At 65.3% G+C, this 17,372-nt stretch carries 20 protein-coding genes; 9 read left to right on the top strand and 11 right to left on the bottom strand.

Features of this window, described 5'->3' with window-relative positions; genetic code table 11:
* The first annotated feature begins 39 nt into the window (after positions 1-39).
* The gene (locus tag KUV26_RS19730; RefSeq protein WP_222503851.1) at positions 40-507 is read left to right on the top strand and encodes an aminoacyl-tRNA deacylase; all 468 of its coding nucleotides are present in this window, start codon (positions 40-42) and stop codon (positions 505-507) included.
* A gap of 48 nt (positions 508-555) precedes the next feature.
* Here KUV26_RS19730 and KUV26_RS19725 read toward each other — a convergent pair whose 3' ends face one another.
* Positions 556-810 carry a zf-TFIIB domain-containing protein gene (locus tag KUV26_RS19725; protein WP_222503850.1) on the bottom strand — a complete coding sequence of 85 codons (255 nt, stop codon included), beginning with the start codon at positions 808-810 and terminating at the stop codon, positions 556-558.
* A 156-nt stretch (positions 811-966) separates the two neighbouring features.
* Between KUV26_RS19725 and KUV26_RS19720 the strand changes: the two genes are divergently transcribed.
* On the top strand, positions 967-1,575 hold the full coding sequence (locus KUV26_RS19720; protein WP_222503849.1) for a hypothetical protein: 609 nt from the start codon (positions 967-969) through the stop codon (positions 1,573-1,575).
* Positions 1,576-1,587: 12 nt separating this feature from the next.
* Here the strand turns inward: KUV26_RS19720 and KUV26_RS19715 are convergent, their stop codons facing one another.
* On the bottom strand, positions 1,588-1,995 hold the full coding sequence (locus KUV26_RS19715; RefSeq protein WP_222503848.1) for a universal stress protein: 408 nt from the start codon (positions 1,993-1,995) through the stop codon (positions 1,588-1,590).
* Between the two features lie 286 nt (positions 1,996-2,281).
* Complete coding sequence (locus KUV26_RS19710) at positions 2,282-2,605, bottom strand: antibiotic biosynthesis monooxygenase family protein (protein WP_039171601.1); 324 nt, start codon at positions 2,603-2,605, stop codon at positions 2,282-2,284.
* A gap of 153 nt (positions 2,606-2,758) precedes the next feature.
* Here KUV26_RS19710 and KUV26_RS19705 point away from each other — a divergent pair, with 153 nt between their 5' ends.
* A complete protein-coding gene (locus KUV26_RS19705) occupies positions 2,759-3,418 on the top strand; it encodes a hypothetical protein (RefSeq protein WP_222509663.1) in 660 nt (219 codons plus the stop codon).
* 27 nt (positions 3,419-3,445) lie between these two features.
* Positions 3,446-3,931 carry a HugZ family protein gene (locus KUV26_RS19700; RefSeq protein WP_222509662.1) on the top strand — a complete coding sequence of 162 codons (486 nt, stop codon included), beginning with the start codon at positions 3,446-3,448 and terminating at the stop codon, positions 3,929-3,931.
* 2 nt (positions 3,932-3,933) lie between these two features.
* Here KUV26_RS19700 and KUV26_RS19695 read toward each other — a convergent pair whose 3' ends face one another.
* From KUV26_RS19695 to KUV26_RS19680, 4 genes are all read right to left on the bottom strand, one after another.
* Positions 3,934-6,219 (bottom strand): right-handed parallel beta-helix repeat-containing protein, encoded by a 2,286-nt coding sequence (locus KUV26_RS19695; protein WP_222509661.1) that lies wholly within the window; start codon positions 6,217-6,219, stop codon positions 3,934-3,936.
* A 96-nt stretch (positions 6,220-6,315) separates the two neighbouring features.
* Positions 6,316-6,717 (bottom strand): DUF4864 domain-containing protein, encoded by a 402-nt coding sequence (locus KUV26_RS19690; protein WP_222509660.1) that lies wholly within the window; start codon positions 6,715-6,717, stop codon positions 6,316-6,318.
* 173 nt (positions 6,718-6,890) lie between these two features.
* A complete protein-coding gene (locus tag KUV26_RS19685) occupies positions 6,891-8,534 on the bottom strand; it encodes a lysine--tRNA ligase (RefSeq protein WP_222509659.1) in 1,644 nt (547 codons plus the stop codon).
* 138 nt (positions 8,535-8,672) lie between these two features.
* Positions 8,673-9,557, bottom strand: coding sequence for a LysR family transcriptional regulator (locus tag KUV26_RS19680; protein WP_222509658.1), 885 nt, complete (start codon positions 9,555-9,557; stop codon positions 8,673-8,675).
* Between the two features lie 96 nt (positions 9,558-9,653).
* On the opposite strand from KUV26_RS19680, the gene KUV26_RS19675 reads away from it, so the two are divergent.
* The 3 genes from KUV26_RS19675 (at position 9,654) to KUV26_RS19665 (ending at position 11,185) form a co-directional block, all read left to right on the top strand.
* Positions 9,654-10,112 carry a cupin domain-containing protein gene (locus KUV26_RS19675; protein WP_222509657.1) on the top strand — a complete coding sequence of 153 codons (459 nt, stop codon included), beginning with the start codon at positions 9,654-9,656 and terminating at the stop codon, positions 10,110-10,112.
* A 104-nt stretch (positions 10,113-10,216) separates the two neighbouring features.
* Positions 10,217-10,639: a tellurite resistance TerB family protein gene (locus KUV26_RS19670; RefSeq protein WP_222503840.1), complete on the top strand. Its 423-nt coding sequence runs from the start codon at positions 10,217-10,219 to the stop codon at positions 10,637-10,639.
* A 138-nt stretch (positions 10,640-10,777) separates the two neighbouring features.
* Complete coding sequence (locus KUV26_RS19665) at positions 10,778-11,185, top strand: DUF2513 domain-containing protein (protein ID WP_222509656.1); 408 nt, start codon at positions 10,778-10,780, stop codon at positions 11,183-11,185.
* Positions 11,186-11,238: 53 nt separating this feature from the next.
* Here KUV26_RS19665 and KUV26_RS19660 read toward each other — a convergent pair whose 3' ends face one another.
* From KUV26_RS19660 to dacB, 3 genes are all read right to left on the bottom strand, one after another.
* A complete protein-coding gene (locus KUV26_RS19660; protein ID WP_222509655.1) occupies positions 11,239-12,054 on the bottom strand; it encodes a cyclase family protein in 816 nt (271 codons plus the stop codon).
* Positions 12,055-12,168: 114 nt separating this feature from the next.
* Entirely contained in the window at positions 12,169-12,894 is a 726-nt protein-coding gene (locus KUV26_RS19655; protein WP_222509654.1) for a GNAT family N-acetyltransferase, read from the bottom strand.
* Positions 12,895-13,006: 112 nt separating this feature from the next.
* Positions 13,007-14,494, bottom strand: coding sequence for a D-alanyl-D-alanine carboxypeptidase/D-alanyl-D-alanine-endopeptidase (dacB, locus tag KUV26_RS19650; RefSeq protein WP_222509674.1), 1,488 nt, complete (start codon positions 14,492-14,494; stop codon positions 13,007-13,009).
* A 111-nt stretch (positions 14,495-14,605) separates the two neighbouring features.
* Between dacB and KUV26_RS19645 the strand changes: the two genes are divergently transcribed.
* Positions 14,606-15,433: a DMT family transporter gene (locus KUV26_RS19645; RefSeq protein ID WP_222509653.1), complete on the top strand. Its 828-nt coding sequence runs from the start codon at positions 14,606-14,608 to the stop codon at positions 15,431-15,433.
* Here the strand turns inward: KUV26_RS19645 and KUV26_RS19640 are convergent.
* A complete protein-coding gene (locus KUV26_RS19640; RefSeq protein WP_222503835.1) occupies positions 15,413-16,045 on the bottom strand; it encodes a nicotinate-nucleotide adenylyltransferase in 633 nt (210 codons plus the stop codon). The two genes, KUV26_RS19645 and KUV26_RS19640, sit on opposite strands and share 21 nt — an antisense overlap.
* Before the next feature lie 314 nt (positions 16,046-16,359).
* On the opposite strand from KUV26_RS19640, the gene KUV26_RS19635 reads away from it, so the two are divergent.
* A complete protein-coding gene (locus KUV26_RS19635) occupies positions 16,360-17,352 on the top strand; it encodes a TAXI family TRAP transporter solute-binding subunit (protein ID WP_222509652.1) in 993 nt (330 codons plus the stop codon).
* The last annotated feature ends 20 nt before the right edge of the window (positions 17,353-17,372 follow it).

The following is a 17,372-nucleotide window of genomic DNA, read 5'->3' as shown; positions in this document are numbered from 1 at the left end:
GCGGCCGGGGGGTCCCGCCCTGAACAGGAGGACCCTTTGATGATCGCCTCACGCCTGAAACATCATCTCGAGGCACAGGGCTTGCCCTTCGGCACCGTGCGCCACCCCTATACCGCCACCGCGTCCGAATGCGCCGAGGCGGCGCATGTGCCGGGCGACCACCTGGCTAAATCGGTGCTGATCCATATGGAGGAAGGCCCCTTCCTGGCGGTGATCCCGTCCAACCAGAAGGTTGACCTGCACAAGCTGCAGTCGATGATCGACCGCCGCCTCGGGCTGGCGCCGGAGATCGAGCTGGATCAGGTCTTTGACGATTGCGACCCGGGTGCGGCGCCCTGCGTCGGGGCTGCCTACATGGTTCCGACAGTGATCGACGACAGCCTGCGCGGGCTCGACAAGGTCTGGTTCGAGGCCGGCGACCACAAGACGCTGGTCGAAATGAAGGGCAGCGATTTCGACACCCTGATGAAGGACGCCAAGCACGGCTCCTTCTGCACCATGCACTGAGGCCCGCGGCCAGCCGCCCCCGCATTGGCGGGGCGGCGCCACCGGCCCTCAAAAGTCGAACAGATCTTCCAGGAAGTTTTTCTTTTTCTTCTTGTAGTATTTCTTCTCGTAGCGCGGCTCGGCGCCGCGGTCGCCGTAGGCCTGCGGCGGCGGCGCGGATTGCACAGGCTGGGACGAGCGTTCGATGATCTTGTCCAGCTCGCCGCGGTCCAGCCACACCCCGCGGCACTGCGGGCAGTAGTCGATCTCGACGCCTGCGCGTTCGGTCATCCGCAGCTCGGTTCCGTCGATCGGGCATTTCATCGGCGCTCTCCTTCGTCCTGACACACGCCCAGTGACGTGGGCACCGCGCGGTGCGGCTGCAAGGCAACTGCGGCGCATTCGCGCGGTTTTTGCGGGATTCCGCCGGTTTCCACACAGCTGACGCATGGTAAGCTGCCCCGAACCAAGGAGGCGCTTATGAGCAGCAAGACCATCCTCGCCGGGCTTCTGGCCCTCATTCTCTCCTGCATGCCGGCCCTTGCCGGCGGTGACGGCGGCGGCAGCCGCGACAGCGGCACCAGTGCCGGCGGCGGCCAGCGCAGCGGCTTGAGCTCCAAGGCCACCAGGACGGTTGTCACCACCCTGACCCGCGGGTTCGACCGCTGCGGCACCCTGCCCCAGGTCTACAAGTTCGACTGCTTCCGCCACACCTACAAGCTGGCGGCGCAGCAGCTGAGCGGCAACCAGGCCTATGCCGAGGCCCACAAGGCGCTGGTGCTGGTGGAGGACACCCTGACCGCCGCAGTCAAGCAGAACCTGGACCCGGCCCAGAAACCCAAGCGCAAAGGGCTGAACCTTTACCGCGCGGTGAAACCCGCTGCGGTGCCGCAGATCAAGCGGCAGGCCGAGACGGCGATGAAACAGGCCGAAACCATCCTGTTGCGCTCGCCTGCCAGCAAGCAGGAACACTACACCCGCATTGCGCAGGCGGTGAATTCCAACAAGGTTCTGCTGCGCTCCGCACTGCTGCCCGGCGCAATGATCCGGCTGGCCTGGAGCCTGCTGAAAACCGCGGTTCCGGCCTAGGCCGGACCTGCCTCAGCGCACCACATGCACAGCGCAGGCTGCGTGCCGCACCACGTGGCCTGACGTCGACCCCCAGATCAGATCCTGCATCGCCGGGCGGTGCGAGGCGAGGATAATCAGGTCCGGCTGATTCTGCTCTGCATAGTCCAGGATGGTGCGGCCGGAATGGCCCTCCACCAGCACCCCCTCGGCATCGGGCAGGGTTTTGGCCAGACCGTCCAGCTCTGCCTGAAGCGCCTGCCGGGTATCCTCCATGAAATCCGCGGGGATGTAGGAAATCGCATAGGCGGGCACCTGTTCGATCACATGCAGCAGCGTCACCCTGGCCCCCGGCGCGGACAGAAGCCGCGCAACCTTGAGCGGCCCGGTCACGTCGCGTTCCGGATCAAATGAGACCGGCACCAGAATATTATGATACATGGCAGTTCTCCCTTCATTGGCAGTCTACACCAATTTGCCGCCCTGTGGCTTGATCAGGATCATCCGCGGCGTGCAGACCCTGCCGCGGCAGCAACCTCTTGTCCGGAACGCCGCCGCCCGCCGAAGGTTCCGCGCAAAGCCCCGCCTGGCGGCGGGTCAGGTCTTGATAGAAAGGTGCCCGGGCGGTTTCCCGGATCCCTCCGCGCCGCCGAGCGGGGCGGGATCGGCCAGGGCCGTCATCCGCGCCGGGCTGATACCCCTGCCGCGTCTCTGAAGACGCGGGGTCTCAGGCCCCGAAAACCTCTGCCACGTCATACATCACCGGCTCGAAGCTGCGGCACAGTTCGTTGATCTTGCGGTTGCGTTCACGCATCTCGGGGCTGCGCAGCATCGCCATGAAATCCTCGCGGCGGCGCCATTGCGAATAATTGGCGATCCGGGTCTGCGCATCGTTCACATGCAGGCCGGCCGCAATGAAGCCCGGCTGCTTGGAAATGAACTCCGCATAGGCGTCCTCAAGCGCCTCCAGAAGGTCCTGGCATGTCCCCGGCGTCATCTCAAATGTGGTGATAACGGTCTGGATGTCCGCGGTTTTTGCTATTTTCGGCATTGGCTCCTCCGTTGACTTGCCTCCAGCCTACGCCCGAACACGCGGAAAGCGCACGACATTTTTTACGGAACATTTAAAAGTTGTGGCGATGATGGTTAACACAACTTTAACCGCAACGCTAAACCCTTGCGGCACCCGTGATGAGGCCGAGGGATGAGAACTGTTTATGCCGCCTGTCTTGCCTTGCTGCTGGCCCCGCCGGCGGATGGCGGCGCGTGGCTGGAGGCGCCGGGCAAAGGGTTCGCCGCGGCCAGCGCCGCATACCGGCAGACCGGCAGCGGGGCCATCCGAGAGCTGGGCTTTTACGCCGCCTACGGGATTACACCGAAACTGACGCTCGGGGTGGACTTGAACCAGAATGCGGATATCTCCGGACACGCGATGATCTTTGCGCGGCTGCCGCTGCGCGCGGGGCAGAGTTACCGGCTGGCCGTTGAGACCGGCTTCGGCGGCAATCATTACCGCGGCCAATGGGCGCTGATGCAGCGCACCACCCTGTCCTACGGGCGCGGGTTCGGCACCGGCAGGGCCAGCGGCTGGCTGGCGATTGATGCAGCTTACGAGCTGCGCAACAGCGGGCTGGATGCGATCTGGAAGCTGGACGCCACCATCGGGCTGAACCGGCCCGGCAAAGCCGCGCCAATGCTGCAGGTTGAAACCGCCAAGCCGGAAAGCGGGCGGTTTTCCTACACGCTGACGCCGTCGCTGCGCTATCCGCTGCCTGCCGGGCGCGAGCTGGTGGTGGGGCTGGAGCACCGCAGCGCGGGCGGCGGCAGTCTTGGCCTGAAGCTGGGGCTGTGGCAGAAGTTCTGAACCCTTTCCAAGGACAGAAAGCGCAAGATGGCCGATGTGATCCGCCCCACCGATGATGAAGCCCGTGCGCTGGCACAGAGCCTGATGGCGGAAGCACGCTTTGCCGCGCTTGGCGTGCTGCTGGAGGATGGCCAGCCGCTGGTGACGCGGGTGGCCTTCGGGCTGGATGCGCAGGGGCAGCCCGTCAGCCTGGTGTCGGACCTGGCGCTGCACACCGGGGCGTTGCGCCGGCACCCGCCCTGTTCGCTGATGGTGGGGGAGCCGGGCGCCAAGGGCGATGCGCTGACGCACCCGCGGCTGAGCCTGCTGGCGGAGGCGGAATTTGTTCCGCGCCAAGGCCCGGCACATGAGGCGCTGGCCGCAACGTATCTGCGGCATCATCCAAAGGCCAAGCTGTACCTGCAGTTTGCCGACTTCAGCTTTGTCCGCTTCGCCGTTACGGCGGCGCATCTGAACGGCGGTTTCGGCAAGGCCTTCCGCCTTGCCGCCGCTGACCTGCTGCCAAACGGCTGACATCAGCTGTCCATCCGCATCAGAACCAGCACCTCGCCCTTGACCGCCTCCTGCCAGCGCAGGCGGATCTGGTCCTGGTTCGCGCCCTGCAGCACATCGGCATAAGGCGTGGTGTAGCGGATGCTGTTGCCGCCGGTGCGCAGCGCCCCCTGCGCCGCCACGCTGTCGACAAAACGGGCGTAGCCCTGAAACGGCAGCTCGCCGCCGGAGTCCACAGTCCAGGAGGAGGAGGCCGAGGACTGGTCATGGCTCACCCTCAAGGGGTTGGCCGATTGGGCGGTGACGTTGTGGTACATGTTGCCGGTGACCACCACGTTCTTGGAGCGGCTGAAGTCGAGACCCGCAAAACTGGTGTCGACCCGTTCCGCTCGGTCGATGCTGCCGTTGGTGGAGCGGAATTTGTTACCAGTCACAGAGACACCGTTCAGGAAATGGCCGCTGCCGTAGGGTTTCACCACGATGTAGCTGAACCAGGGGGCGACATCGCCGGACAGGAACACATTGGCGTTGATAGACAGCGCGCTGAAGGAGAAGCCGCCGGTGTAGTCCGGGGTGGGGTCGCGCTCGTTGGTCCATTCGATGAAGCAGTTGTCGACATAATTGTCGGACACGGTGGAGGTGCAGTTGTTGGAGGTCAGCACCAGCCCCGCGGTGCGCACCCCGTTCGGGACGCTATCGCCCTGGAAGAAGTGGTTGCCGGTCACCGTGTTGTTGCTGCCGCCCAGGATCGCGAAGTGGCGGAAGCGGGTGGCGCGGTTGCTGCGCAGCTTGGCGTCGTTGTTGTTGACGTTAAGCCCGATGCTGACCCGCTGCGACACATCCAGCGGGTCCTCGTCCGACAGGAACTGGCAGTTGTCGACCAGGATGCCCTGGCAGCCGGTGCCGATGGACGTGATGCCGCGGTCCTTGGGGCGGGAGATGAAGCAGCTGTCGATCGAGGTGACGGAGCCGGCGGGCGACAGCCGCACCGCGCTGCAGCGCCCGTTGCACTGGAACTCGATATCCTGCAGCCCGAACTTGCTGAGCGAGCTGAAGCCGCTGAAATCCACCAGGTACTTGAAATCGCGGAAGGTGAAATTCTGGGTCCCCTCAGCATCATAAAGCGCACCGCTGAGGGTCAGTTCGCCAGCCCCGGTGTTTTTGGATTTCACATAGATCTCGCGGCCCACGCCCGCGCCCTCGACCAAAGAGCCGACAGCGATGTTGGCGATATTGGACACATTGGTCAGCTTCTTGGAGTCCGACGCGCTGTAGGTCGCCTGCGAGGTCACAACATCCGTGTCCCAGGCGGAACTGTCGGCGGCCTCCAGCTGGCCGTTGCGGATGACGCGGCGGGTTGCATAGGAGGATTTGTTCGGCACCGCCCCGGCCATGTCGATGGGTCCGGTGACGGTGATCTTGCGGCCCATCAGGTCGAGCGATTCATGGTCGGAGTTGTTGATCAGAGCCTGAAAAGCCTTCTTGAAGCCCAGTTCCTCATCCCCGAAGGCGGCGGCATAGGCCGGGAAGTTGTAGTTCTTGGTCAGGAGCAGCATGGCGCTGGCGGGCATCTCAACAGTGCCTTCGAACACCGCCTCGTGGTTCAGCGACACGGTGCTGCCGAGGTAATACTCGCCCGCCGGAACAAGGATGCGGCGGCCGTCGGCGGCGGCATCTGCGGCCTCAAACGCGGCTGCGCAATCAAAACTGCCGTTGCCCACCGCACCGTAGTCGGTGACATCCACCACGCTCAGAAGATCGCGCAGAAAGGCGCTGGTGATGTCGGTGATCTCGATATCGTCGATCCGCACCACGCCGCCGTTGGCGCCGGTGAGGTCGAGGCCGAAATGGCCGTAGGCCGCATTGCGGCCCCAGGGCATGTCGACCCCGCCGCGGCTCCCGCTGCCGACGATGCCGGTCACCTCCACCACCTCGCCATAGGTGCTGAGCGCGACATGCGGTGCAAACCCGGTGACGCCGCTGATGTGGCTTCCATTGCTCTGGGCGGCCCAGCCGGCAGCGCGGACCGCGGGCAGCGCGCCGCTCATGGCCTTGATGCGGACCTTGATCTGCAGATAGCAGCCCGGCGTGACCGGCGTCTGGCCCATGAAGCGCAGCTTCTGAATGTTTTCGGTCTTCTGCATTTCTAGGCAGCCGCCGAAATCCGCATCCGCCGCCACAAAGACCGCGTTGGCGGCGCTGTCATAGGTGTCTGAGCCCGGGGTGCCGTCGCCGCTGGACCACACATCAAGGCCGCCGGCAAAGGCGGGGGGCATCAGCTGCAGACCTTCGGTGATTGCCTTGTTCATGGAAGTTCCCTTTCCTGCTGCGCATCTCGCGTTCGGGGAAAGGAAGTACAGGAGCGGCGTTAAATTCCGCCCAGCGGTGCGTACGCAGGTCTGGGTTCAGACGCTGTCACCCTGCCCTTTCAGCAGGTGCACCGCGTTGATTTTCCAGCCGCTTTTGAGATTAACCATCTGGTAATCCAGCAGGTGCACGACGCCTGCGTGATCGGTGATCATCACCCGCTGCCACAGGCTGCCGGCCACTTCGCGCAAGTCCAGGTAACGCACTTCTGCAGGGCGCCAGACCATCGGGTAGCCCTGGCGCACCATCGCGCCGAAGCGCTCCGGGCTGCCGAAAATCCGGCGGATGTTCGGGGAGGCGTAGGTGAACGCCGTCTCGGCATCATTATTCCGGAAGGCCTCAAACTGAGAGCCGATCACTGCTGTGACCGGCTCTTTCTGAGCTACTGCCGGGAAGGCCAGAAGAAAAACACTTACCCCCGCAAACAGAACACTGCGCATCTGTCCCCCCCGGTCCGTTGTTCTAAGTTAGAACAGAGTGACGTGGCGTCAAAACTTTTTTTGCGATCTGGTAATTTTAGGGCTCGGAGCAAGGCCGCAGTGCGCAGCATTGCTGAAAACGAAAAGGGCGCGGAAAAAACCGCGCCCTTGCTGATTGCCGTTCCGTGAAAGGCTCAGGCCAGCTCGCCCGCCAACGCCTTTTCGATCAGAGCGATGGTATCTTCGACGCCGTACAGCGCGATGAATCCGCCGAAGCGGGGGCCCTGGGAGGCACCCAGCAGCACCTCGTAGATCGCCGAGAACCAGGCGCGCAGCGGCTCGAAGCCGTGGATCTTGCCAATCGCGAAGACCACCGACTGCAGGAATTCCTCATCCGCAAAGTTCGCCTCGGGGAGCGGATCGTCGTTGCCGGCGATCTCGTTCTTTTTCGCAATCGCGGCCAGTGCGGCATCTGCCGATTTCAGCGCGTCCGCTAGATCCTTCAGCGCCGCGCGCTCCTGATCGGTGGGCAGGCGGAATTCCTTCGCGGGTTTCACGAAGTCATTGAAATAGGCCACCGCAAAGCCCGCCGCCTGATCCATGCCCGGATGGGTGTCCGGCGTGGCGTTGGGGGCGTATTTGTTGATGAAACCCCACATGGTCGCCTTGTCCTCGGCGCTGGAGGCAGAGGCGAGGTTCAGCAGCATCGAGAACGGCACCACCATGTCCGACTGCGGAACGTCGCCGCCGTGGATGTGCCAGACCGGGTTGTTGAGCTGCGCCTTCAGGTCCTGGCCGTGGTAGGCGCGCAGCTGCTGGTGGTATTCATCCACCGCCTTGGGGATCACATCGAAATGCATCCGCTTGGCGGTCTTGGGCTTCTGGTACATGAAGTACGCGAGGCTCTCGGTCGAGGCGTAAGTCAGCCATTCGTCGATCGAGACGCCGTTGCCGGAGGATTTGGAAATCTTCTGGCCGTTCTCGTCCAGGAACAGCTCATAGGTGAAATGCTCCGGCGCGCGCTGGCCCAGCACCCGGCAGATGCCGTCATAGATCGGTGTATTTGTGGAGTGATCCTTGCCGTACATCTCGAAATCGACTTCCAGCGCGGCCCAGCGGGCGCCGAAATCGGGCTTCCACTGCAGCTTCACGTTGCCGCCGGTGACCGGCAGGGTCCATTCCTTGCCGTCCTCGTCATCGAAGGTCACGGTATAGGTCTCGGCGCAGACCTTCTTCATCGGCACATACAGAACCCGGCCGGTGTCCGGGTGGATCGGCAGGAAGATCGAATAGGTCTGGCGGCGCTCCTCACGCAGGGACTTCAGCATGATCTCCATGATGTCGTCGTATTTCTCAACAGCGCGCTTCAGGATTTCGTCGAACTGGCCGGAGGCATAGAACTCGGTCGCCGAGTAGAACTCATACTCGAACCCGAAGGTGTCCAGGAAGCGGCGCAGCATGGCGTTGTTGTGGTGGCCGAAGCTCTCATGGGTGCCGAACGGGTCCGGCACCGAGGTAAGCGGCTTTTGCAGATGTTCCGCCAGCGCCTCCTGGTTGGGGACGTTGCCGGGCACCTTGCGCATGCCGTCGAGGTCGTCGGAGAAGCAGATCAGCCGGGTCGGGATGTCCGAAATGGTCTCGAACGCCTTCTTGATCATGGTGGTGCGGGCGACCTCGCCAAAGGTGCCGATGTGCGGCAGGCCGGAGGGGCCATAGCCGGTTTCGAACAGCACATAGCCCTTCTCCGGCGCGCCCTTGGCATAACGTTTGAGAACCCGGCGGGCTTCTTCAAACGGCCAGGCTTTGCTCTTGAGAGCTTCTTCGCGCACATCAGACATTTGTGTTCTCCATCGGCGGCAGTTCTGTCAGCTATCGGGGTGCCGCGTGATCATCCCGGATGCCCCATGCACCCGGCCATTCCCTCTATTGTGCCTGTGCAGCATGAGTCAATGATCCCTGGCCCGGGGGGGCGTCCGCTAGCCCTCCTTTTCGGCGATCCAGGCCAGAATTTCGCGTACGTCCCGGCCTGCCGCCAGACCGTCGCGGGCCGAGGCGAAGTAGCCGTGCGCGGAGCTGGCGCCCGGCCCCTCCAGCCGCACCAGGGCGCCGGTGTCCAGAAAGCTGTCGAGCACCCCGCCCCAGGCCAGGCACACCCCCTGCCCGGCCAGCGCAGCGTTGACCAGCATCGCATAGGAGTTGAAGTCGAGCGCGCGGGCACCGGGCGGCATAGGCAGGCCCGCCTCCTGAAACCAGCTCGGCCAGTCATGCCACTGGCTGCGGGCGGCCTCCATCGTCAGCAGGGTCATGCGGGCAAAATCATAGCCGTCCGCCGCCATCCCCAGGCGCGACAGATACAGCGGGCTGGCCACCGGGAAAACCTCGTCCCCCAGCAGCCGCAGCTCCTGCCCGGCGCCCGCACCCGGCAGGCCGAAGCGGATCAGCAGATCGCCGGGGCGGATGGCCTCTCCATACTCCTGGCTTAGGATACGGATGGTCACCCCGGGAAAGGCGTTCTCCAGCGCGCCCAGCCGCGGGATCAGCCAGAAGGCGACAAATCCGGCCGGGGCCGAAACCGTCACCACCCGCCCCTGCGCGCTCTGCCGCAGGCGGGCCACCGAGGCCTCGATCTGCCCGAAGCCGCTGTGCAGGGCCTGCAGAAGATCCTTTCCCTGCGGGGTCATGCGCACGGGCTTGCGGCTGCGGTCGAACAGGGCACAGCCCAGGTCCGCCTCCAGCGCCGCGATCCGGCGCGACACCGCGGGCTGCGAGACATTCAGCTCCTGCGCGGCGGCGGTCAGGGTGCCGTGGCGTGCCGCGGCATAAAAGGCGGTAAGCCCGGAAAAGCTGGGAAGGCGCTCCATCTATCATAACCTCAGCGTATATTCCTGTGCAGCTTTACCCTATTGAGTGCAGGCCGGGAAGACCTCTAACTGGGCGGCACGATGAGGAGACACGAGATGACTGCAGAACTGACCACCCTGGCTGCCGATCTGGGCGATGCGGAACAGCTGCATCAGCCCTCCAACCTGCCGCATGCACCGCTGGCGGTGGATGCCGCGCAGGTGCCGCTGGCGGGCGGCACCGATCCGGCCTATGGCGAGGTACGCTGGCGCACGCTGATCAACGGCAGCGACGACGCCCCGCGCGACATGGTGCTGGGCATTGCCGAATTCGGCCCCGGCGGCCGCCTGCTGCCGCACCGCCATGACCCGGCGGAGTTCTATTTCGGGCTGGAGGGAACCGGCATGGTGACCATCGACGGCATCCCGCATGAGATTCGCCCCGGCGTTGCCATCTATGTGCCCGGCGGCGCCGAGCACGGCACTGTGGCGGGCCGGGACGGGCTGCGCTTCGCCTATGGCTTTGCCGCGCCGAGCTTTGAGCAGATCCAGTATCGGTTTTCCGCACAAGCTTGAATCCGAGGCGGATTTTTGCGGCTTTGGCGCGGGCAGCAGTTGAACCTGCCCCGCCCTGTACCTATCCTGATTGCGGCAACACGCAGCATGAAAAGGATGCCTTGATGAGTGAGCAAGCCCCGCACCCGATGTCCCCGCAGGACTGCCTGGTGGCGCTGATGGTGGCGGTGTCGGCCTCGGACGAGAACATCCGCACCGCCGAGCTGGTCAAGATCCAGTCGGCGGTCAACATGCTGCCGGTCTTCGCCGATTACGACATCGACCGGGTGGCGCGGATTTCCCAGACCGTGTTCGACCTGTTCGAACAGGAAGACGGGCTGGAGGCGCTGTTCGGCCTCATTCGCGGCGACCTGCCGGAACGGCTGTTCGAGACCGCCTATGCGCTGTCCTGCGACGTGGCCGCCGCCGACGGCATCCTGGGCGAGACCGAACTCGAGTTCCTGGCCGAGGTCCGTTACGAGCTGAACATCGACCGGCTGCATGCCGCCGCGATCGAGCGCGGCGCGCGGGCCCGGCACATGGTCTGACGCGTCCGCTTCGTCTGACGCCACCGCTTCGCGCAGCTTCCCTGCCCGCCGTGCCGGGCAAGAGCGCACAACGCAAGCTTGCAGACAATTTGACCCGCTCCCATTTAGCGCTAGTTCCATGCGCATCGGGAGCCGGTCATGGTCACTTGGCAAAGAGACATCGATGAAATCCGCAGGCTTCTCCTTGAGATCGAGGGCGGCCGGGAGGCGTTCTGCGCCCTGCCGCGGTCTGCTGCCGAGGCGATGATGCTGCCGGCCGAGGACTGCCTGCCTGACGCCGAGGCCCGCAAGCTGGCCTACCACCTGAGCCTTCTGGAAAGCGCGGGCTTTGCCAAATTCAGCCGCCTGTCCAACGGCTACTGGCATGTCCGCGGGCTGACGTGGAGCGGCCATGAGCTGCTGGACAACATCCGCCGCGAGGACATCTGGGCGGCGGTCCGGGAACGGCACCGGCAGCTGGGCGGGTTCAGCATGGAGATCCTCGGCGGCCTGGCCGGGGAGATGATGCGCAGCGAGGCCGGCAGGCTGGAAGCCTCGGACGCCTGAGCGGAATTTTCCGGGGACCCGGCCGGCGCGCGGTCCGCGCCGGCCGTTTCACATCAGGACACCGCCAGAATGCGGGCCGGCCCGCCGGAGCCGCCCCGGTGCGCGGGCGCCCCCACAAACAGGCGGGCGCCGCTGGACGGCACCTGATCCAGATTGGCCAGGTTCTCGATCCCGTAGCGGTTCTGCGGCAGCCAGGCGTAGTGGGTGGCGAAATCCGCCGACGGCCCGTGATCCAGCGACAGCGTGTCCACCGCCAGCGCCACGGCGCCGGTTTCCAGCAGCATCTGCGCCGCCTCCACATGGAAGCCGGGGAAGTGCATCACGCCCTCATCATCGGCATTGCGGAAACCGCCGCCGCCGGTCCTGCCGCCCCATCCGGAATGCATGGCCACGCAGGCGCCGTCCGGAATCTCCCCGTGCTCGGAGGTCCAGGCCGCGATATCATCCGGCGTCACCTGGGCATCCGAGTCCTCCGCCGCGCGGGCGGCGATGTCGATCACGCAGAGCGGGCAGATCAGGTTCTGCACCGGGATCTCGTCCACCGCCTGCCCGTCCGCCGAGAAATGCAGCGGTGCGTCGATATGGGTTCCGGTGTGCTCGTTCAGTGTCAGATTGAACAGGTTGAAGCCGTTGTCCTTAAAATTGAAGGCCTGCGTGAGCTCCACCCCGGGCTGGCCGAAATAGGTCGGAAACTCCGCGTCATAGGCGTGGGTCATGTCCACCACCCCGCCATGGGACATGGCGGCGGCAGGTGCGGCTGTGCCCGCGCCCAATGCGGCCCCGGCTGCGGCCGCGGCGCCGGCCTTGAACAGCGACCGGCGCGACAGCATCCGGTCCTTGACGGCATTCATTACGCAAACGTCACACATTGGCTTCTCCCTGGGCTGATGCCGCCATTGCGGCGGCTGTCCGGCAGAAAACTAGCCTGAGTTGTGCGAAGTCAATGCCGGGCCGTTTCCGCCTCCCGGCCTGTTCCGGCCAGGTCAGCCGGGGCCGCGGTGGGACGCGATCAGCCTGTTTAGACTCTGTTTCTGCTGCCCCTGCGCATCGAAGTTGCCCGGATCGAGCCACTCGGCAAAGGCCGCCTCCAGCTGCGGCCATTCGCTGTCCAGCACCGCATACCAGGCGGTGTCGCGGTTACGGCCCTTGTAGACGGTGGCCTGGCGGAACAGCCCCTCATAGGTGAAGCCCAGCCGCTCTGCCGCGCGGCAGGAGGGGCCGTTCAGGGCGTCGCATTTCCATTCATAACGGCGGTAGCCCAGGTCGTTGAACACCCGCGCCATCATCAGGAACATGGCTTCGGTCGCGGCCGCCGTCCGCTGCAGGGCCGGGGCATAGGTGATGCCGCCGACCTCGATCACGCCGTGCTCCGGCTTGATCCGCATGTAGCTGGCGACGCCTTCGGCCCGGCCGCTGGCGCCGTTGACGATGGCGAAATACGGCTGCGCGTCGACGCCGCTGGCCCCCTGGATCCAGGTGCGCAGCTCTGCCTCGGAGCCGAACGGCCCCCAGGGGATGTAGGTCCAGATCGCGCCGCTGCTGTCCTGGCTGAAGGCGGCGAACAGGTCCGCGGCGTGGCGGGCAGCGTCCAGCGGCTCCACCCGGCTGTAACGCCCTGCCATGCCGCTGTGGCCTGGAAGGCGCGCGCCTTGCCAGTCCGGCAGCGGGGCGCCGACAGGCTGGCCGTGTTCGTTGAGGCGGTCGGTCATGGTCAGGTCCTTTGCACTGCGGGCCTGCGGCCCCTGCCCGCTGCCGCTGTGCCCGGAAACCGGCGCAGCGGCAACGTCCAGAAAGTGAAAACTTTCCCGGACCAGCCGGCGCCTAGCTGCCGTAGACCGCCCCCCAGCGCTCGATCAGCTGCTGCTGCAGCTGCTTGGCGCGGCGGTTCCAGCTCTTGGCGCCCGGCGGGCGCTCGCGCTGCGCCCGGGTGAGGCGGCTGCGGGTCTTCTCATCCGCAGAGAAAATGGCAAAGGCCAGCTCGGTGCCGTCCGCTGCGGTCATGAAGCCACCGAGGCCGGAGACGAAGTTGAGCGTGCCGGTCTTTGCGGCAACCTTGATCGGGTGGCCCTTCACAGTGCGGCCTTTGGCATCGCGCAACTGGAAGGGCTTCAAGAGCGGCTTCAGCTGCCCGGCCTTGTAGGCCGCAACCAGGGCGCCGGTCAGGTCCGCGGGCGTCATGCGCGAGTCCTCTCCGAGGCCGGAATGATCCACCAGCCGGGTTGCCGACATGCCGTATTTTGCGGCCGCCCAGCGGCTCATCTCCGCTGCCGACGCCTTGAGCGATGCCGGGCGGCCTGCGCGGGCGGCGGTGGCGGACATGCCGATCATCTCCGCCATCAGGTTGTTGGAGTATTTCAGCATCGCCTTGAGCATCACGTCCAGCGGCGGGCTGTGGTGCTGGGCCAGCAGCGCGGACGACGGCAGCGCGCGGGTTTCCTGCGGCTTGGGCAGATTGATGCCGTTGGCGCGCGCCAGGGTGCGGAACACGTCGCCTGCATAGGCTGCGGGGTTGCGCACCGGCAGCCAGCGGGCGCCGCCCTTGCCCAGCGCCTTGGAGGCGACGGTCCAGTGGTCCACGCCGCCCTTTTCCGCATAGGTGAAGACCGGCACTGCGCGGGACTGGATGGCCATCCGGGCAGTGGCGACCTCGGGACGGTATTTTTCGGTACGGGCATCCATGGTGACCGCCCAGCCGCCGCCGGCGGCGCGCTTCCATTCAAAATGCACGCGGTTGAAGTTGAGCGCGATGCCGCTGACCGCCGGGGAATAGCCGACATGGTCGGGTTGATCCGGATCGATGGTCGCGACCGCGGGAAGCGCGCCGTCCCAGACCAGAAACTTGCCCCGCACCTCACGCACGCCGGCCGACTTCAGCGATTTGGCCAGCAGCGCCAGATGGTCGGTGTTCAGCAGCGGATCGCCGCCGCCCGCGAGGATCAGGTCGCCGTTCACCACCCCGCCCGCGACGCCGCCGGTGGCGAGGATGCGGGTTTCAAATCGGTGGTTGGCGCCAAGCACATCCAGCGCATAAAGCGCGGTCAGCGCCTTGGCGACGCTGGCAGGCGGCAGCGCCCGGGTGCCGCCGGAAGCTTCGAGCAATTTGCCCGTCTTGACGTCCGCCACCGCGCAGACCGCATCGCCCGGCAGCCCGGCCCGTTCAATCAGCGCCCTGAGCCCGTCGGCGCCGGCCGCGAGCGAACTGACCTTGCGGGCGACGGGCCGCAAGGAGACCGCCGGCGCGTTGGCCAGCGCGGAGGTGCCTGCCAATGCGGCAAGCCCGGATAGGAGGAATGTCCGGCGTGAAGTCATCTTACTCATTTTTAGTGTCAGGAGCTGCTTTTCTTCAATCCCCGATCCGCGGCATTGCGCCGTAAGGTCCGGGCTTTTTCGCCATGGCAAGTCCTGCTACCGCTGGCAGCCATGTTTCAGGCAGTCATCATAATGTTCGCGGCCATGTCAATGATCCCCGCAGGCGATCTGTGCGGGAAACTGCTGACCGGCAGCGGACTGGCCACTCCGGCCTTTGTCGCCTGGTCGCGCTTTGCCATCGGCACCGCGCTGATTCTGCCCTTTGTGCCGCGCCGGGCGTATTCCCTGCTGGGGGACTGGCGGCTGTGGCTGCGGGCGGGAATGCTGACCGGAGGCATCTTCTCGATCCAGCTGGCGCTGACGACAGAGCCGCTGGCCAATGTCTTTGCCGCCTTCTTCATCGGGCCCGTGGTCAGCTATGTGCTGTCGGTGCTTTTGCTGCGCGAGCAGGCGACCCTGCTGCGCAGCCTGCTGATGGCATTGGGCTTCATCGGCGTCCTCATGGTGGTGCGGCCGGGGCTGGGCGGATCCGCCAACCTGTTGTGGGCGGTGCTGGCCGGGTGCTTCTATGGCGGCTTCCTGACCAGTTCGCGCTGGCTGGCGCATGTCGGCACGCCGCTGGAGCTGAGCCTGACCCAATTGCTGCTCTCGGCCCTGCTGATGCTGCCGCTGGGTCTTGCCAGCCTGCCGGAGTTCACCCCCGCAGCCGCGGCGCTGACGGCCGGGAGCGCGGCGTTTTCAATGATGGGCAACCTCTTGCTGCTCTTTGCCTATGGCCGGGTACAGGCGGTGAAGCTGGCGCCGATGGTCTATTTCCAATTGGTGGCCGCGGTCGGGCTGGGCTGGGCAGTGTTCAGCCAGCTGCCGGATGGCTGGACCTGGGCCGGGCTGGCGGTGCTGCTGAGCGCCGGGCTGGCCTCAGCCCTCTTGCGCCGCTGACCAGCCGCCGCGGGCGCGGATCCCGGTGGAGCTGACGTCCACCATCGGCAGGTTGACGAAACACCAGGCCGGGCTTTCAGCACGCGCCAGAAGATGGCTTTCGCTGCTTTTCAGCTTGGCATGGCGGTAGATCCGCGCAGCGGGTGAAAACCGTGCCGAGATCCGGTCGCCGGGACGGGCCAGCACCCCCACCGGCACCGTGTCCAGGATCTGTTTCCAGTCTTTCCAGCGGTGGAAATGGGTGAGGTTGTCGGCCCCCATCAGCCAGACGAAACGCACCCCCGGGTGGCGGCGGCGCAGATGCCGCAGGGTCTGGGCCGTGTATCGGGTGCCGAGATCCGCCTCGATCCCGCTGATGTGGATGCGCGGATGCTGGATCAGCGCTTGTGCTGCAGTCAACCTGCGCGGCAGGGACGCGGGCTGGCGGGTCTTCAGCGGGTTGCCCGGCGATACCAGCCAGAACAAATGATCCAGCCCGAACCGCCGCAGGGCAGCATGGGAAATGGCCGCGTGGCCGCGGTGGGGCGGATCAAAGGACCCTCCCAGGAGCCCGACGCTCTGGCCCGGGCGGATATGCGGCAGCTTGCAAACCATGAAGGCCTTGATGCGCATAGTTTTTGGCTGAGATCAATTGCCTGCTGCAGCTTCCAGACGCAGCCGGGCGCAGAAGCGGGCAGGACCGGACGTGCGGGCCCCAGGGGGCTATCGGCCGGCCCTGGCGGAACCGTCGCACTTGCGGTCTACGGCCGGGCCGGAATGCCGCCAAACCATTGTTCCACGTGCGACACGTGTGGCGGAGATGCCCCTGCAAGACAATATGTATGATTGTCGACAATAGGGCAAAATCATGATAGCAGACCCGCATAGCAGAAAGGACGACAACCGCAATGCGATCGGCCTTGCGGTTTCAAGCGGAGGAAAACACGATGAAAAAACTGAGCGTGCGCGCGAATCTCAAGAACCGCATGACAGCAGCGGCGCTGGCCGCCAGCCTCACCGTTCCCGCTGCCGCGGCAGCGGAGGAGACGTTTCTGACCATCGGCACGGCAGGTGTCACCGGCATCTACTACGCGGTTGGCGGCGGCATCTGCCGGCTGGTGAACAAGAGCCGCAAGGATCATGGCATCCGCTGTTCCGTAGAAAGCACCGGAGGCTCTGTCTACAACCTCAAAACCATCCGCGAGGGCGAGCTGGAAATGGGCACGGTGCAGTCCGACTGGCAGTACCATGCCTATCACGGTTCCAGCGTGTTCGAGGATGCCGGACCCGACGAGAAGCTGCGCTCGGTGTTTTCGCTGCACCCCGACACCGTGATCATTGCCGCCCGCACCGACACCGGCATCCAAAAACTGGACGACCTGAAGGGCAGGACGGTGAATCTGGGCAACCCCGGTTCCGGCACCCGCGCCACCGCCGATGTGCTGGTCGGGGCGCTTGGCTGGAGCCCGTCGGATTTCGGCCTGGTGACGGAGCTGAAATCAGCGGAGCAGTCCGCGGCCCTGTGCGACGGCAATATAGACGCCTTCCTGATGGTGGCCGGCAACCCGGTGGCCAACGTGCTGGAAGCCGCAACCACCTGCGATATCCGCCTCATCCCGGTTGTCGGCGAAGCGGTTGACGGCCTTGTCGCCAGCCAGCCCTACCTCGGCCATGTTGCCATTCCCGGCGGGCTTTACCGCGGCGTTGACGAGGCCGTGCCCTCCTACGGGCTTTCGGCTACCTTTGTAACCTCTGCGGATGTGGACGAGGAAGTGGTCTACCAGATGGTCAAGGCGGTGTTCACCAATTTCGACACCTTCAAAGGCATGCACCCCTCCTTTGCCGGCCTGGAGAAAGAAGCCATGGTCCGCCAAGGCCTGACCGCGCCGCTGCACCCCGGTGCCGAGCGCTATTACCGCGAAGCCGGCCTGATTGAATAGCTCCTCCCTGCTCCGGGCCG

The sequence above is a fragment of the Leisingera daeponensis genome, assembly GCF_019801465.1.
Taxonomy (GTDB): domain Bacteria; phylum Pseudomonadota; class Alphaproteobacteria; order Rhodobacterales; family Rhodobacteraceae; genus Leisingera; species Leisingera daeponensis_A.
Note: the sequence above shows the minus strand (reverse complement) of the source record. Positions and strands in the feature narration are given on the sequence as shown.

What these genes read in the sequence shown, in the direction of transcription:
- KUV26_RS19715 (WP_222503848.1), bottom strand. Translation starts at nt 1,995, where the DNA reads ATGTATCATAATATTCTGGTGCCGGTCTCATTTGATCCGGAACGCGAC.
- KUV26_RS19645 (WP_222509653.1), top strand. Translation starts at nt 14,606, where the DNA reads ATGTTTCAGGCAGTCATCATAATGTTCGCGGCCATGTCAATGATCCCC.
- KUV26_RS19710 (WP_039171601.1), bottom strand. Translation starts at nt 2,605, where the DNA reads ATGCCGAAAATAGCAAAAACCGCGGACATCCAGACCGTTATCACCACA.
- KUV26_RS19725 (WP_222503850.1), bottom strand. Translation starts at nt 810, where the DNA reads ATGAAATGCCCGATCGACGGAACCGAGCTGCGGATGACCGAACGCGCA.
- KUV26_RS19640 (WP_222503835.1), bottom strand. Translation starts at nt 16,045, where the DNA reads ATGCGCATCAAGGCCTTCATGGTTTGCAAGCTGCCGCATATCCGCCCG.
- KUV26_RS19700 (WP_222509662.1), top strand. Translation starts at nt 3,446, where the DNA reads ATGGCCGATGTGATCCGCCCCACCGATGATGAAGCCCGTGCGCTGGCA.
- KUV26_RS19675 (WP_222509657.1), top strand. Translation starts at nt 9,654, where the DNA reads ATGACTGCAGAACTGACCACCCTGGCTGCCGATCTGGGCGATGCGGAA.
- KUV26_RS19685 (WP_222509659.1), bottom strand. Translation starts at nt 8,534, where the DNA reads ATGTCTGATGTGCGCGAAGAAGCTCTCAAGAGCAAAGCCTGGCCGTTT.
- KUV26_RS19730 (WP_222503851.1), top strand. Translation starts at nt 40, where the DNA reads ATGATCGCCTCACGCCTGAAACATCATCTCGAGGCACAGGGCTTGCCC.
- dacB (WP_222509674.1), bottom strand. Translation starts at nt 14,494, where the DNA reads ATGACTTCACGCCGGACATTCCTCCTATCCGGGCTTGCCGCATTGGCA.
- KUV26_RS19655 (WP_222509654.1), bottom strand. Translation starts at nt 12,894, where the DNA reads ATGACCGACCGCCTCAACGAACACGGCCAGCCTGTCGGCGCCCCGCTG.
- KUV26_RS19665 (WP_222509656.1), top strand. Translation starts at nt 10,778, where the DNA reads ATGGTCACTTGGCAAAGAGACATCGATGAAATCCGCAGGCTTCTCCTT.
- KUV26_RS19670 (WP_222503840.1), top strand. Translation starts at nt 10,217, where the DNA reads ATGAGTGAGCAAGCCCCGCACCCGATGTCCCCGCAGGACTGCCTGGTG.
- KUV26_RS19720 (WP_222503849.1), top strand. Translation starts at nt 967, where the DNA reads ATGAGCAGCAAGACCATCCTCGCCGGGCTTCTGGCCCTCATTCTCTCC.
- KUV26_RS19695 (WP_222509661.1), bottom strand. Translation starts at nt 6,219, where the DNA reads ATGAACAAGGCAATCACCGAAGGTCTGCAGCTGATGCCCCCCGCCTTT.
- KUV26_RS19680 (WP_222509658.1), bottom strand. Translation starts at nt 9,557, where the DNA reads ATGGAGCGCCTTCCCAGCTTTTCCGGGCTTACCGCCTTTTATGCCGCG.
- KUV26_RS19690 (WP_222509660.1), bottom strand. Translation starts at nt 6,717, where the DNA reads ATGCGCAGTGTTCTGTTTGCGGGGGTAAGTGTTTTTCTTCTGGCCTTC.
- KUV26_RS19705 (WP_222509663.1), top strand. Translation starts at nt 2,759, where the DNA reads ATGAGAACTGTTTATGCCGCCTGTCTTGCCTTGCTGCTGGCCCCGCCG.
- KUV26_RS19660 (WP_222509655.1), bottom strand. Translation starts at nt 12,054, where the DNA reads ATGTGTGACGTTTGCGTAATGAATGCCGTCAAGGACCGGATGCTGTCG.
- KUV26_RS19635 (WP_222509652.1), top strand. Translation starts at nt 16,360, where the DNA reads ATGAAAAAACTGAGCGTGCGCGCGAATCTCAAGAACCGCATGACAGCA.